This window comes from Sphingomonas sp. 8AM (assembly GCF_902506455.1).
Classification (GTDB): domain Bacteria; phylum Pseudomonadota; class Alphaproteobacteria; order Sphingomonadales; family Sphingomonadaceae; genus Sphingomonas.
Genome location: NZ_LR733844.1, coordinates 3048220 through 3062767 on the forward strand (window position 1 = coordinate 3048220; position 14548 = coordinate 3062767).

Here is a 14548-nt window from a genome sequence, read left to right on the forward strand (position 1 = left end):
CCATGGCGATCGACATCCTTGTCGTCGACGACGAACTCGACATCCGCGAACTCGTGGCCGGCGTGCTGGAGGACGAGGGCTATGACACGCGCATGGCCGGCGACAGCGATGCGGCGCTGGAGGCGATCGCGACGCGCCGCCCCAGCCTTGTGCTGCTCGACGTGTGGCTGCAGGGCTCGCGGCTCGACGGACTCGACCTGCTCGAGGAGATCAAGCGTCGCGATCCGTCGATCCCGGTGTTGGTCATTTCCGGGCACGGGACGCTCGACACCGCGGTGGCCGCGATCCGCAAGGGTGCGTCCGACTTCATCGAAAAGCCGTTCCAGGCCGAGCGGCTGCTGCTGATGGTCGAGCGCGCGACCGAAACCGAGCGGCTGCGCGCCGAGGTCAAGTCGTTGCGCGCCGCGACGGGGCGCGGCACCGATCTGACCGGCAGCTCGACCGCGATCAACGCGGTCCGCGCGACCCTGAAGCGCGTGGCGGCGACCGGAAGCCGCGTGCTCATCATGGGGCCGGCCGGCGTCGGCAAGGAAGTCGCGGCGCGGCTGCTCCACGGCTGGAGCCAGCGCGCGCACGCCAATTTCGTAATCGCCAGCACCGCGGGGATGAACCCGGAGCGGATCGAGGAGGAACTGTTCGGGGTCGAGGAAGGCGGCGACCTCGTCCGAACCGGGCTGCTCGAACAGGCGCACGGCGGCACGCTGTTCCTCGACGAGATCGCCGACATGCCGCCGGCGACACAGGCACGCATCCTGCGCGTGCTGACCGACCAGAGCTTCACGCGTGTCGGCGGGACGCGCGTCGTCAAGGTCGACGTCCGCGTCGTCTCCGCCACCGCGCGCGACCTGAGCGTCGAGATCGCCGAGAGCCGCTTCCGCGAGGACCTCTACTACCGGCTCAACGTCGTGCCCGTCACGATTCCGCCGCTCGCCGAGCGCCGCGAGGACATCCCCGCGCTGGTCGAACATTTCACTGCGCATTACGCTGCCGACCGCCGCGTGCCCCCGCCCGAGATCGCGACCGACGCGCTGGTCGCGCTGCAATCCTACGAATGGCCCGGCAACGTCCGCGAATTGCGCAACGTCGTCGAGCGGACGATCATCCTCGCGCCCGGCGACCGGATCGGGCGCATCGACCTCGACCTGCTGCCCGCCGAGGTGCTCGGCACGCAGGATGCCGGCACCGGCACCAGCGCGATCATGGGCGCACCACTGCGCGAGGCGCGCGAGACGTTCGAGCGCGAATATCTGCGCGTCCAGATCCGTCGCTTCTCGGGCAACATCTCGCGCACCGCCAGCTTCATCGGCATGGAACGCTCCGCGCTCCACCGGAAGCTCAAGCTGCTCGGCATCACCGAGACGCGGGAAGACTGACATTCGTCATTCCCGAAGGCGGGAATCCAGATGCGCAGCTCCTGTTTGAGCCTCCAGCGTCAGGGGTTCTGGATTCCCGCCTTTGCGGGAATGACGAGGTGGCGGCTGTCCTACACCCTCCAACATCCGCTACGATCGAGGCGCCCCCGCGCATCGTCCGCCACCCGAACCGCGCGCCACCCCCGTTTGGCGCCACCTTCGCAAACTTCCGCCGCGCGCCCGCCGCGCATCTGGACGTTGGCCGACCGGAACCCTAACTTACGCCTGTCGTATTCCGATGCGATGCCACCGACGCCGGCAACGGCGCACGTCGCGGGGAACCTCCCGCCAAGAACAAGGACAATTCTTACATGGCCGAAAAGCCGACGTCGCTTCAGGACCTGTTCCTCAACGCGCTGCGCAAGTCCAAGACGCCCGTCACCATGTTCCTCGTCAAGGGGGTGAAGCTTCAGGGCATCGTCACCTGGTTCGACAATTTCTCGGTCCTGCTGCGCCGTGATGGCCAGTCGCAGCTGATCTACAAGCATGCGATCTCGACGATCATGCCCGCCGGCCCGGTCGACGTCGCCGGGATCGTCGGCCAGATGAACGACAATCCGCGCAAGCAGCCGCTGCTCCAGGACATCTTCCTCAACGCAGTCCGCAAGTCGGAAGACCCGGTGACGATGTTCCTCGTCAACGGCGTCATGCTGCAGGGCGCGATCGCCGGCTTTGACCTGTTCTGCATGTTGCTCCAGCGCGACGGCATGGCGCAGCTCGTCTATAAGCACGCCGTCTCGACCATCCAGCCGTCGCGCCCGCTCAACCTCTCCGACAATGGTGAGGATGACGACGATTCCGGCGACGACGACGGGGAGGATTGATCCACTGTCCGTGACCACTGGCTTTGAGCGCGACCGCGACGAATTCACCCGCGGCGCCCGCGCGATCGTCGTCTATCCCGACCTCGGCGGATCGAGCCGCGATGCCGAGGCGCGGCTGGAAGAAACCACCGGGCTTGCCGAGGCGATCGGCGTGCTCGTCGTCGACCGCGTCGCGCTGCGCATCCGCACCCCGCGCGCCGCGACCCTGCTCGGCTCGGGCCAGATCGAGGAACTCGCGACGCGCGCGCGCATGGAGGAGGCCGGGCTGATCGTCGTCGACGGCAGCCTGACCCCGATCCAGCAGCGCAACCTCGAAACCGCGCTCGAGGCAAAGGTGATCGATCGCACCGGGCTGATCCTCGAAATCTTCGGTGAGCGCGCCGCGACCGCCGAGGGTCGCTTGCAGGTCGAACTGGCGCACCTCGATTACCAGTCGGGACGGCTGGTGCGCAGCTGGACCCACCTCGAACGCCAGCGCGGCGGCTTCGGCTTCCTCGGCGGTCCGGGCGAGACGCAGATCGAGGCCGACCGCCGGCTGATCCGCGACCGGATGGCGCGGCTGCGGCGCGAACTGGATCAGGTTACCCGCACCCGCGGGCTGCACCGCGAGCGGCGTCAGCGTGCGCCGTGGCCGGTGATCGCGCTGGTCGGCTATACCAATGCGGGCAAGTCGACGCTGTTCAACCGGCTGACCGGCGCGCACGTCATGGCCGAGGATTTGCTGTTCGCGACGCTCGACCCGACGCTGCGGCAGGTGTCGCTGCCCGGCATCGACAAGGCGATTCTGTCCGACACGGTCGGCTTCGTCTCGGAATTGCCGACGCAATTGGTCGCGGCGTTCAAGGCGACGCTGGAGGAGGTCGTGTCCGCCGACCTGCTCATCCACGTCCGCGACGTCGCGCACCCGGACAGCGCCGCGCAAAAGGCCGATGTCGAGGGCGTGCTCGCCGATGTCGGCGTGACCGAGACGACCCCGGTGATCGAGGCCTGGAACAAGCTCGACCTGCTCGACGGTGACGCGCGCGACGATCTGCTCGCCGAGGCGGCGCGGCGCGACGACGTGGTGCCGCTCTCCGCGCTCACCGGCGAAGGCGTCGACGCGCTGGTCCGCCACATCGGCGACCTGCTGACGCAGGGGCACGTCCGCTACACGCTGGCGCTTGAGGCGGCGGACGGGGCAGCGGCAGCGTGGCTCCACGCGCATGGCGAGGTGCTCGACAGCCATGTCGAGGATGATCGCGTGGTCTACGAGGTCCGCATGTCCCCCGCCGACCACGAACGCTTCCTGACCCGCGGGGAGTGACCCCGCCCAAACCGTCGCCCCGGACCTGATCCGGGGCCCCGCTTCTTCTTCACCGGCCCGTGGGAAAAGCGGGATCCCGGATCAAGTCCGGGATGACGGGGGAGCGCCTACTCCCCCGCCTTGACCTCTACCCACAGCGCCTCTTTCGCCTCCAGCGCCATCCCCTCGAAGGCCGCCCCAGCGGCCGCCTCCATCGCCCGAAAGCGCCGCTCGAACTTCCCCGTGGCCGCGCGCAACGCCGCCTCCGGCTCCACCCCCAGATGCCGCGCCCAGTTCACGACCGCGAACAGCACGTCGCCGACTTCGTCCGCCACCTCGGCCGGCGTCGTCGCCGCTGCCACCTCGGCCAGCTCCTCGTCGATCTTCGCGCGCGGTCCTTCGGTATCCGGCCAGTCGAAGCCGACCCGCGCCGCCCGGTTCTGGATCTTCTCGGCGCGCAGCAGCGCCGGCAGACCGCGCGCCACCCCGTCCAGCGGGCTTGCCGCGCCCTTGGCGGCTCGCTCGGCGGCCTTCACCTCTTCCCAGCGATGATGCCCGCCCTCGGCCTCGCCGCCGAAGATATGGGGGTGCCGCCGCTCCATCTTGTCGCTGATCGCCGCCGCCACGTCATCGAACGCGAACGCGCCCGCTTCCTCGGCGATGCGGCTGTGGAACACCACCTGCAGCAACAGGTCGCCCAGTTCGTCCTTCAGCTCGCCCGGATCGCCGCGCTCGATCGCGTCGGCGACCTCATACGCCTCCTCGATCGTATAGGGCGCGATCGTCGCGAAGGTCTGCGCGCGGTCCCATTCGCAACCGTCCGGCCCGCGAAGCCGCGCCATGATGGCGATCAGCCGTTCGATCATCTCCGAAATCCTCGTCGCTCAGCGCGCGACCCGCGCACCACACGCGATCGCTGGTGGCGGGGGCAGCGCGATCGCGCAACCGTCCTCACGGCATGACGGCGCGCGCTCCTCGGTAATCGTCACCACGGCTGCGCCCGTGTTGTTGGCGTAGAAGAGCTCCGGGCGAAACGGCGGCGCGGCGTCGTTGAGCGCCAGATAGAGCTGTCCGCCCCATGCTGGTGCGATCAGCCGCGCGCGGTAGCGGCCGGCGCCCAGATAGTCGAAATCGAGCGGATCGATCCGCACCTTTGCACCCGGCACCCGGCCGTCCTCCGAATCGGGGCGGCGGACAATCGCCACCGGCTTCAGCCAGTTGGCACTGGTGACACGCCGGTGGAAGCGCAACGGGGTCAGCCACCAGCCGCCGGTGGCACCGCGTACCGGATCGGCGGCCAGTCCGCCATCGCACCATTGCCGCGTCACCTGCAGCGTGATCGCGTAGGCCGCGTGCGGCTTCAGCATCCGGCGCAGATCGGTGCACGGCTGGTCCGCGGCGAAGGAAATCGTCTCGGCGTTCGCATCCGGGCGCGCACCGGGATCGTGACACAGGGTGCCATCGCGCTCGGCCTTCGCCAGCCACCATTGCATCGGCAGCGCCAGCGGAACAGCGGCCAGCGCCACCAGCACCGCCACGGCCGCGAGGCCCGGCAGCAGCCGCCATTTAAGGAAGCGCAACGTTCCCAGCCATAGCGCCGAGCAGCGGATCGCGCGCGCCACGCCGCCCCGGTCGGGCGCGGCGGGCGTTCCATCGAGCACGCACCGCCACGCCGCCGCTGAGCGCGCGCGGATCGTGCCGCCCATTCGCCCGCCCAGCATCATCCCCACGACGAGCAGCACCAGCAGCGCGCTCGCCGTCACCGGCTGCGCGGTATAGCGGTCGATCCACGGGGAGGCCGCGCCGGGCAGCACCGCCTTGAGCGGGCTGAACAGCCCGGGCAACAGGCAGCGGCTATCGTCGCACCACGGCTCCATGCCCGCGGGGGCCGGCCACAGCGGCATCGAGGCCAGCGCGGCGGTGACGAGGACCGTGGCGAAATAGCCGACGCGTCGCCACCAGACGAGGTCCCAGATCGCCGGCATCATCGCGGTGCGAGCGGCTTTGCGCGCCGCGTCGCGCAGCGTTGCGACATCGGCTGCCGACAGCAGCGGCTTTACGTCGCCCCGGTCCGGTGCTGATCTGGCGTCCGCACCGCTGGCGGGCTGCGGCACGTTTTCGCCGGCGCGCTGCGGCGGATGGATCTCGAAAGTCTCGGGGATCGTGATCGGCGCATAGCGGTCGGTGCCACGGATGATGCGCGCGAGCGCGCTCTCATGGATGCGCGCCGCCGTCAGCAGCCCGCGGCCATCGCGTCGCTCGGGTGGCCAGGTGAGCCGTGTCTCGGGCGCGGGCGGATCGAGCAGCGCGTCGATGCGGCGGGGGAGGTAGCGATAATAGCTGCCCAGCCCCGCGCGGCTGTCATGGATCGGCCCCGCACTGTTGGCGAGCGCGCGATGCCGGTCGGTAATGACGTCGAGCGTGCGTAGACCCGCTTTCTGCGCCTCCTCCAGCATCCACAGCAGCGAGACATAGCTGAGGCTTTCGTCCGGATAGCCGCCGCCGACATCGGCGTGCATCCCGGTGAACCAGAACTGCCGCAGCCGGTCCTCGCGGACCAGCCCACGCACGATCAACTCGCGCTCCGCCAGTTCGTCCCATACGAGCGGGTGGAAGGCGTCGCGCTCGTCGTCGAGCGCCAGCGCGTGGCGCGCGCGGCCGACGCGCTTGCTCAGCGCGTAATTGGGCATCGACAATGGATAGAGCCAATTGTCGATCGCGCGCGTGATCTCGACGCTGGGTCCGCCATAGGCCGCGACCGTGTCCCACACCCCGACGAAGCGGATTTCGGGCCGGCGGTTGCGACGCAGGCGGTAACGATCCTCGGGTCGTCGCAGCGCGTGAATCAGCGCGAGATGGGCGGCGCGCCACAGCTTCGTTGGCCACTGCAGCCGTCGCGGCAGATAGCGTCGGCGATAGGCGCGCCACGCATCCGCGGTTCCCTGCCGCAAGGCGGCTTCGGTGTCGGCAGGCACCAGCCCCTGCGAGGCGATCAATGCGATCACCAGCCGGATCGTGAACGCGCCGCGACTGAAGCCGAAAGCGTAGATCGTGTCCCCGGGAGTGTAATTCCGGCACGCAAAGCGGTACAGATCGAGCACATTGCGCTTCAATCCAATCCCGAAAATGCCGCCGAGGATGGCCAGGGGCCGGAACCACGACGTCCCGACGCCGTCGTCATAAAACGCGATCTGCGGCCGCAGTCCGGGTGGCGGCGGGCCGAGATCGGCGGCTTCATAGGTGCGCCAGACGTTGGTCTTGAACAGCTTGCCGCTGCTGTTGCCGGTGCCGTCCGAGAACAGGAGGATCGATTTGCCGCGCTTCGGTTCGCCCAGCCCTCGATCCTCCGCCATCTCCACCCCTCTTCGGCCTTATGCTGCGCCGTCATCCCCGTCGAGGCAAGCGCGGACGCTTCCCCCGCCAATTCAGCGACGTGTTGTTGAGCGCGGCGAGATCGGCCGCGCCGTTCGCCACCGCCTCGCCCAATGCGATCGCCGCATCGAGGATCGGGTCGGGCGCGTGCGCATAGGCCGGGCGCCGCGCGATATGGTCGTACCAGCACCCGCCACAGGCATGGTCGAGCAGGATCCGCTGGAAGCAATGATCCGCGCTGACCGGCCAGTCGCGCGTGCGTGCCAGCTGCGGCAACCTGACGCGCGTAAGGCTCAGCCAGTGCTGCTCGCGCATTGCCCGGTCGGCTGGTACGGGAGGAAGGGACACCATCCCACGTCTATAGCGGCCTTGCCGGCCCCGCGCTGGCCGAAAAGGAGACGGGGGCCGCACCCGCGACCCCCGCTCCGACTGCATCATGTACGCCGCGGAAGGGCCGCGACGCTGCCTTACGTCAGATGTGGATCGGCTTGCCCTGCACCGCCATCGCGGCTTCCTTGACGGCCTCCGAATGCGTCGGGTGCGCGTGGCAGGTGTAGGCGATGTCCTCGCTGGTCGCGCCGAATTCCATCGCCTGCGCCGCCTGCGCGATCATCGTGCCGGCGACGCTCGCAATGCACCACACGCCCAGCACGCGGTCGGTCTTGGCGTCGGCGATCACCTTAACCAGGCCATCCGGCTCGTGATTGGTCTTGGCGCGGCTGTTGGCCATCATCGGGAACTTGCCGACCTTGATCTCGCCCTGCTCGCGCGCCGCTTCCTCGGTCAGGCCGACGCCCGCGATCTCGGGCCAGGTGTAGACGACCGACGGGATGATCGCGTGGTTCACGATGCCGTGCTGGCCGGCGATATTTTCCGCGACCGCAATGCCTTCGTCCTCGGCCTTGTGCGCGAGCATCGGGCCGGGAACGACATCGCCGATCGCCCATACGCCGTCTGTCTTGGTACGGAAATCGTGGTCGATCTCGATCTGCCCGCGCTGGTTGGTCGACAGGCCGGCGGCTTCGAGGTTGAGGCCATCGGTGTTCGGACGCCGCCCGATCGACACCAGCACATGGCTTGCCTCGATCGTCGTCGCTTCGCCACCGGCGGCAGGCTCGACAGTCAGAACCGCCTTGTCGCCCTCGACCTTGATCGCGGTGACCTTGGTCGAAAGCTGGAATTCAATGCCCTGCTTCTTGAAGATCTTGTTCGATTCCTTGCGGATGTCGCCATCGAACCCGGGCAGGATCTGGTCGAGATATTCGACGCACGTCACCTTCGCACCGAGGCGGCGCCATACGCTGCCCAGCTCGAGCCCAATCACCCCGCCGCCGATCACGACGAGATGCTCGGGGACGGTCGGCAGGTCGAGCGCGCCGGTCGAATCGACGATGATCTTCTGGTCGATCTCGACGCCCGGCAGCGGCGTGACGCTGGAGCCGGTCGCGATCACGATGTTCTTGGCGGTGACGGTTTGCCCGGCGACGTCGACGCTATGCGCATCCTTGAACGCCGCGCGGCCCTTTAGCCACGTCACCTTGTTCTTCTTGAACAGATATTCGATGCCGCCGGTCAGTTGCTTCACCGCGTCGCGACGCTGGCCATGCATCGTGTCGAGGTCGAGTTCGACCGTCGTCTTGATCCCCAGCTTCGCCATCGCGCCATTGGCGGCGTGATCGTAAAGCTCCGACGCGTGGAGCAGTGCCTTCGACGGGATGCAGCCGACGTTGAGGCAGGTACCGCCCAGCGTCTCGCGGCTTTCGGCGCACGCGGTCTTGAGCCCGAGCTGCGCGGCGCGGATCGCCGCGACATAGCCGCCGGGGCCGGCACCGATCACGAGGACGTCATAGTCGTACTGCTGTTCGTCAGCCATTTCCATGCCTCCACCCCGGCGGGCGCCGGAGTCCAGTTTCGGGGCGGAGATAGGAAACGCCGCGCCCGGTTACATCTGCCATCCCAACTGGACCCTGGCGTTCGCCGAGGTGGTACGTTGGGCCGCGTCTTACAGGTCGATCAGGATGCGCGTCGGATCCTCGATCGCATTCTTGAGCGCGACGAGGAAGGTCACCGCTTCGCGGCCGTCGATCAGCCGGTGATCGTAGCTGAGCGCCAGATACATCATCGGGCGCACCACGACCAGACCGTCGCGGACCACCGGGCGCTCCTCGATCCGGTGCAGGCCGAGCACCGCCGACTGCGGCGGGTTGATGATCGGGGTCGACATCAGCGAGCCGAAGACGCCGCCGTTCGAGATCGTGAAGGTGCCGCCCTTCATCTCGTCCATCTTGAGCGTGCCGTCCTTGGCGCGCCTGCCGAAGTCGCCAATTGTCTTCTCGATGCCCGCGACCGACAGGTCCTGCGCATCGCGGATCACCGGCACGACCAGACCGTTCGGTGCGCTGACCGCGACCGAGATGTCGGCGTAATCGTGATAGACGATCTCGTCGCCCTCGACCGATGCGTTGACCGACGGGATGTCCTTCAGCGCCATCGTCGCGGCCTTTACGAAGAAGCCCATGAAGCCCAGCCGGACGCCATGCTTCTTCTCGAACAGGTCCTTGTACTTGGCGCGTGCCTCGATCACCGCGGTCATGTCGACGTCGTTGAACGTTGTCAGCATCGCGGCGGTGTTCTGCGCCTCCTTCAGGCGCTTGGCGATCGTCTGGCGAAGCCGCGTCATCTTGACGCGCTCTTCCTTGCGCCCGCCCGACGCCGGAGCCGGAGCCGCAGCCGGTGCGGCTTGCGGTTCCGGTGCGGTGGCCGGCTTGGTCGACGCCGCGGCGGCGACGTCTTCCTTGGTCAGGCGACCGTCCTTGCCGGTGCCCTTGACAGTCGAGGGATCAACACCGTGCTCGAGCACCGCGCGGCGCACCGACGGCGATAGCGCAGCGGCGGCATCACCCTGCGCAGGAGCCGGCGACGATGCCGCGGCCGGAGCCGGGCTCTCGGTCACCGCCGGCTGCGGCGCGGCGCTCTTGGCGGGCGCGCCGTCGCCGCTCTCGATCGTCGCGATCAGCGCGCCGACCTCGACCGTGTCGCCGACCTTCACCGCATGCTGCCCCATCACGCCAGCAACGGGGGAGGGGACCTCGACCGAGACCTTGTCGGTCTCGAGGCTCGCAATAGGCTCGTCGGCGGCGACCGCATCGCCGGGCTGCTTCAGCCACTCGCCGACCGTCGCTTCGGTGATCGATTCGCCCAGCGTGGGGACCAGAACTTCGGTTGCCATCTCAAACCTCGTCGTCGCGGCCGTGGCCGTCGGGTGTCGTTAGCAGATCCCGGCGTGTGCCGGGACCGTGATCGTCAGGCGGTCGGCGCCGCTGCGTTCTTCGTCGTCTCGGCCTCGCGCGTACGACGAATCTCGTCGCGCACGTTATGGCCCAGAGCGTCGGCGATCAGCGCGCCCTGTTCCGCCTGATGACGCTTCATCAGGCCGGTGGCAGGCGATGCCGCCGCGGTCCGGCCGGCATAGCGCGGCCGCGCGACGCGCGCCTTCGCGATGCCCAGCGCCTCCTCGATGAACGGCTCGACGAAGAACCAGTAACCGTTGTTACGCGGCTCTTCCTGCGCCCAGATGACCTCCTCGAGGTTGGTCATCCGCGCGATCCGTGCAGCCAGCGCCTCGGTCGGGAACGGATAGAGCTGCTCGACACGGACGATCTGCGTGTTCTTGTCGCCCGCGGCGTCGCGCGCTTCCATCAGGTCGTAGGAGACCTTGCCGGTGCACAGCACCAGCCGCTTCGTCTCGGTATCCGCCGGTGCCGACGGGTCGGACAGGATGCGGCGGAAGTGCGAGTCGCCGAGGAAGTCCGCCGCGCTGCTCACTGCCAGCTTGTGACGCAGCAGCGACTTGGGCGTGAACACCACCAGCGGCTTGCGGAAGTTGCGATGCATCTGCCGGCGCAGCAGGTGAAAGTAGTTCGCCGGCGTGGTGCAGTTCGCGACCTGGATATTGTCGCCGGCGCAGAGCTGCAGGAAGCGCTCGGGTCGTGCCGAGCTATGCTCCGGCCCCTGACCTTCGTAACCGTGCGGCAACAGCATCACCAGGCCGTTGGCGCGCAGCCACTTGGCCTCGCCCGACGCAATGAACTGGTCGATCATGATCTGCGCGCCGTTGACGAAATCGCCGAACTGCGCCTCCCACATCACCAGCGTTTTCGGGTCCGCCAGCGCATAGCCGTATTCGAACCCGAGCACGCCATATTCGGACAGCGGGCTGTCGAGCACCTCGAAGCTGCCGTGCGGGATCGTCCACAGCGGCACGAACTTGTGCTCGTCGGCCTGGTCGACCCACACCGCGTGGCGCTGCGAGAAGGTGCCGCGGCCCGAATCCTGACCCGACAGGCGGACGCCATAGCCCTCGTGGAGCAGCGAGCCGAACGCCAGCGCCTCGCCGGTCGCCCAGTCGAAGCTGCTGCCGCTCTCGAACATCTGCCGCTTGGCGTCGAGCACGCGCGACAGCGTCTTGTGGATCGCGATCGTCTCGGGAACCGTCGTCAGCGTGCGGCCGATCGAATCGAACAGCTTCTGCTCGATGCCGGTCTCGACGCTGCGCCGCGCGCTCTCGGCGTCGGCGGGGGCGTGGAGCCCCGACCAGCGACCCGCGAACCAGTCGGCCTTGTTCGGCTTGTAGCTCGCGCCCGCATCGAACTCGCCTTCGAGCAGCGTGACATATTGCTTGACGTTGTCGTCCAGCCACGCCTGATCGATCACGCCCTCGGCGATCAATCGCTTGCTATAGACGTCGCTGACCGGCGGATGCTCGCGAATTGCCTTGTACATCAGCGGCTGGGTGAAGCCGGGCTCGTCGCCCTCGTTGTGACCGAAGCGGCGATAGCACCACATGTCGATCACGACGTCGCGATGGAACTTCTGGCGATATTCGATCGCCATCTTCGTCGCAAAGGTGACCGCCTCGGGATCGTCGCCGTTGACGTGGAAGATCGGCGCCTGCACGCCCTTCGCGACGTCGGACGGGTAGGGCGACGAGCGCGCGAACTGCGGACTGGTCGTGAAGCCGATCTGGTTGTTGATGACGAAGTGGACGCAGCCGCCGGTGTTGTAACCACGGATGCCCGAGAAGCCGAGGCATTCCCACACGATACCCTGGCCCGCGAACGCGGCGTCGCCGTGGATTAGCACCGGCAGCGAGCGCGAATGCGTCTCCAGATCGCCCGCGATCTGCTGGATCGCGCGGATCTTGCCGAGCACGACCGGATCGGCCGCCTCGAGATGCGACGGATTGGCGACCAGTGACATATGGACGTGGTGCCCATCGAACTCGCGGTCGGTCGAGGTGCCGAGGTGATACTTGACGTCGCCCGAGCCGCCGATGTCGTCCGGGTTGGCCGAGCCGCCCGCAAACTCATGGAAGATCACGCGCAGCGGCTTGCCCATCACGTTGGCGAGCACGTTCAGGCGGCCGCGGTGTGCCATGCCGAACACGATCTCGTTGACGCCCGCCGCGCCGCCATACTTGATGACGCTCTCCAGCGCGGGGATCATGCTCTCGCCGCCGTCGAGCCCGAAGCGCTTCGTGCCGACATATTTCCGGCCGAGGAACTTCTCCCACTGCTCGGCCTCGATTACCTTGTTCAGGATCGCCTTCTTGCCCTGCGCGGTGAACTCGACCTGCTTGTCCTTGCCCTCCATGCGCTCCTGGAGGAACTTGCGCTCCTCGACATCGGCGATGTGCATGAACTCGAGCCCGACGTTGCCGCAGTAATTGGCGCGTAGCGTGTCGACCAGCTCCCGGATCGTCGCCCATTGCAGCCCCAGCGAGCCGCCGAGATAGACCGGGCGATCGATGTCGCTGTCGGAGAAGCCGTGATATTCGGTGGTCAGATCGGCCGGCAACTCGCGCAAGCCCGACAGACCGAGCGGGTCGAGGTTGGCGGCGAGATGGCCGCGCACACGATAAGTGCGGATCAGCAGCTGCGCGCGAATCGAGTCCGCCGCCGCCTTGACGATCGCATCCTGCGACGGTGCTGCGACGGCCGGCGCCGCGGCGGGCTTGCCGCCCTTTAGGGGCTTGGGGGCCGGCTCCATCTGCGTCGGGTCGAGCCCGGCGGTCAGGTCGTCGGTGGTGGTCAGCGGCCAACGCTTGTTGGTCCAGGACGGCGCGCTCATCGAGCCTTCAAGCCCTTCGAAGAAGTTGCGCCAGCCGATGTCGACCGAGTCGGGCGATTCCTTGAAGCGCGCATAGAGCGCGTCGATGAACTGGGGGCTGACGCCTCCGGCGATGTCGCTGAAATCTTGGCCTTCGTAGCCCATGTCACGCTTCCCCGGCCGCTCGGCTTCTTCTTTGACGCGTCACCCCGGCGATGGCCGGGGTCCGGAGCCGCGAGCGGCCCGCCTGCCGCTCCGGATCCCGGCCTGTCCGCCGGGATGACGTCGGATCGTCTTACTTGTTGAGCACGCTCAGCAGCGTCGAGCCGAGCTCCGAAGGGCTCGCCGCGACCTTGATCCCGGCGGCTTCCATCGCCGCGATCTTGCTCTCCGCGTCGCCCTTGCCGCCCGACACGATCGCGCCGGCATGGCCCATGCGACGCCCCGGGGGCGCCGTGCGACCCGCGATGAAGCCGGCCATCGGCTTCTTGCGGCCACGCTTGGCCTCGTCGATCAGGAACTGCGCCGCCTGCTCCTCGGCGTCGCCGCCGATCTCGCCGATCATGATGATCGACTGCGTTTCCTCGTCCGCGAGAAACAGTTCGAGCACGTCGATGAAGTTGGTGCCGTTGACCGGATCGCCGCCGATCCCGACCGCCGTGGTCTGACCCAGGCCGGCGTTCGAGGTCTGGAACACCGCCTCATAGGTCAGCGTGCCCGAGCGCGACACGACGCCGACCGAGCCCTTCTTGAAGATGTTGCCCGGCATGATGCCGATCTTGCACTCGCCCGGCGTCAGCACGCCCGGGCAGTTCGGACCGATCAGCCGCGACTTGCTGCCAGACAGCGCGCGCTTCACGCGCACCATGTCGAGCACCGGAATGCCCTCGGTGATCGCGACGATCAGCGGCACCTCGGCGTCGATCGCCTCGAGGATCGAATCGGCGGCGAAGGGCGGCGGCACGTAGATGACGCTGGCGTTGGCGCCGGTGACGGCGACCGCCTCCGCAACGGTGTTGAAGTTCGGCAGGCCCAGCTCTTCGTGGGTCGTGCCGCCCTTGCCGGGCGTCACGCCGCCGACCATCTGCGTGCCGTAATCCAGCGCCGCCCTGGTGTGGAAGGTGCCGGTCTTGCCGGTCATCCCTTGCGTGATGACCTTGGTGTTCTTGTCGACGAGGATGCTCAATGCCGTCTCCCTAAATCCGGGAAGGATTGTGCCCCGGCGAAGGCCGGGGTCCAGTCAGGAAGGCGGTCATGGCAGGGCGATGCGATCGTAAAGGTCTTCCCAATCGGGATTGATCCCCTCGATCTCGCGCACCTTCCAGGCTCGCTTCCACTCCTTCATCTGCAGCTCGCGCTGCCGTGCCACATCAATGCTGTCATACGCCTCGTACCAAACGAGAAGATGACAGCCGTACTTCCGCGTGAAGCCACCGATGACGTCGTTGCGATGTTCCCAAACCCGCTTGGGAAGGTCGCTGGTGACGCCTAGGTAGATCGTGCCGTTGCGTCTGCTCGCCATGATATAGACGAACCCGGCCTTTTCCACT

The 14548-nt window shown here is 67.7% G+C and carries 10 protein-coding genes and 1 pseudogene; 3 read left to right on the forward strand and 8 right to left on the reverse strand.

What is annotated here, in order from left to right; genetic code table 11:
* Positions 1 to 2: 2 nt before the first annotated feature.
* From ntrX to hflX, 3 genes and pseudogenes are all read left to right on the forward strand, one after another.
* A complete protein-coding gene (gene ntrX, locus BACI71_RS14395) occupies positions 3 to 1373 on the forward strand; it encodes a nitrogen assimilation response regulator NtrX (protein ID WP_159759742.1) in 1371 nt (456 codons plus the stop codon).
* Positions 1374 to 1717: 344 nt separating this feature from the next.
* Positions 1718 to 2236 (forward strand): annotated as a pseudogene (hfq, locus tag BACI71_RS14400) (RNA chaperone Hfq); the annotation flags it as partial.
* 10 nt (positions 2237 to 2246) lie between these two features.
* On the forward strand, positions 2247 to 3539 hold the full coding sequence (hflX, locus tag BACI71_RS14405) for a GTPase HflX (protein ID WP_159759746.1): 1293 nt from the start codon (positions 2247 to 2249) through the stop codon (positions 3537 to 3539).
* A gap of 107 nt (positions 3540 to 3646) precedes the next feature.
* Here the strand turns inward: hflX and mazG are convergent, their stop codons facing one another.
* The 8 genes from mazG to BACI71_RS14445 form a co-directional block, all read right to left on the reverse strand.
* Entirely contained in the window at positions 3647 to 4384 is a 738-nt protein-coding gene (mazG, locus tag BACI71_RS14410) for a nucleoside triphosphate pyrophosphohydrolase (RefSeq protein ID WP_159759748.1), read from the reverse strand.
* 18 nt (positions 4385 to 4402) lie between these two features.
* Entirely contained in the window at positions 4403 to 6871 is a 2469-nt protein-coding gene (locus tag BACI71_RS14415) for a T6SS phospholipase effector Tle1-like catalytic domain-containing protein (protein ID WP_159759750.1), read from the reverse strand.
* A 31-nt stretch (positions 6872 to 6902) separates the two neighbouring features.
* Positions 6903 to 7205, reverse strand: a complete 303-nt coding sequence (locus tag BACI71_RS14420; protein WP_159759752.1) for a GCN5-related N-acetyltransferase — start codon at positions 7203 to 7205, stop codon at positions 6903 to 6905.
* A gap of 157 nt (positions 7206 to 7362) precedes the next feature.
* Complete coding sequence (gene lpdA / locus BACI71_RS14425; RefSeq protein ID WP_159759754.1) at positions 7363 to 8763, reverse strand: dihydrolipoyl dehydrogenase; 1401 nt, start codon at positions 8761 to 8763, stop codon at positions 7363 to 7365.
* A gap of 129 nt (positions 8764 to 8892) precedes the next feature.
* Positions 8893 to 10119 (reverse strand): 2-oxoglutarate dehydrogenase complex dihydrolipoyllysine-residue succinyltransferase, encoded by a 1227-nt coding sequence (gene odhB / locus BACI71_RS14430; RefSeq protein ID WP_159759756.1) that lies wholly within the window; start codon positions 10117 to 10119, stop codon positions 8893 to 8895.
* Between the two features lie 74 nt (positions 10120 to 10193).
* Complete coding sequence (locus tag BACI71_RS14435) at positions 10194 to 13163, reverse strand: 2-oxoglutarate dehydrogenase E1 component (RefSeq protein ID WP_159759758.1); 2970 nt, start codon at positions 13161 to 13163, stop codon at positions 10194 to 10196.
* Between the two features lie 130 nt (positions 13164 to 13293).
* Positions 13294 to 14184 carry a succinate--CoA ligase subunit alpha gene (sucD, locus tag BACI71_RS14440; protein ID WP_159759760.1) on the reverse strand — a complete coding sequence of 297 codons (891 nt, stop codon included), beginning with the start codon at positions 14182 to 14184 and terminating at the stop codon, positions 13294 to 13296.
* A gap of 66 nt (positions 14185 to 14250) precedes the next feature.
* Positions 14251 to 14547, reverse strand: coding sequence for a GIY-YIG nuclease family protein (locus tag BACI71_RS14445; protein ID WP_159759762.1), 297 nt, complete (start codon positions 14545 to 14547; stop codon positions 14251 to 14253).
* Position 14548 lies beyond the last annotated feature (1 nt).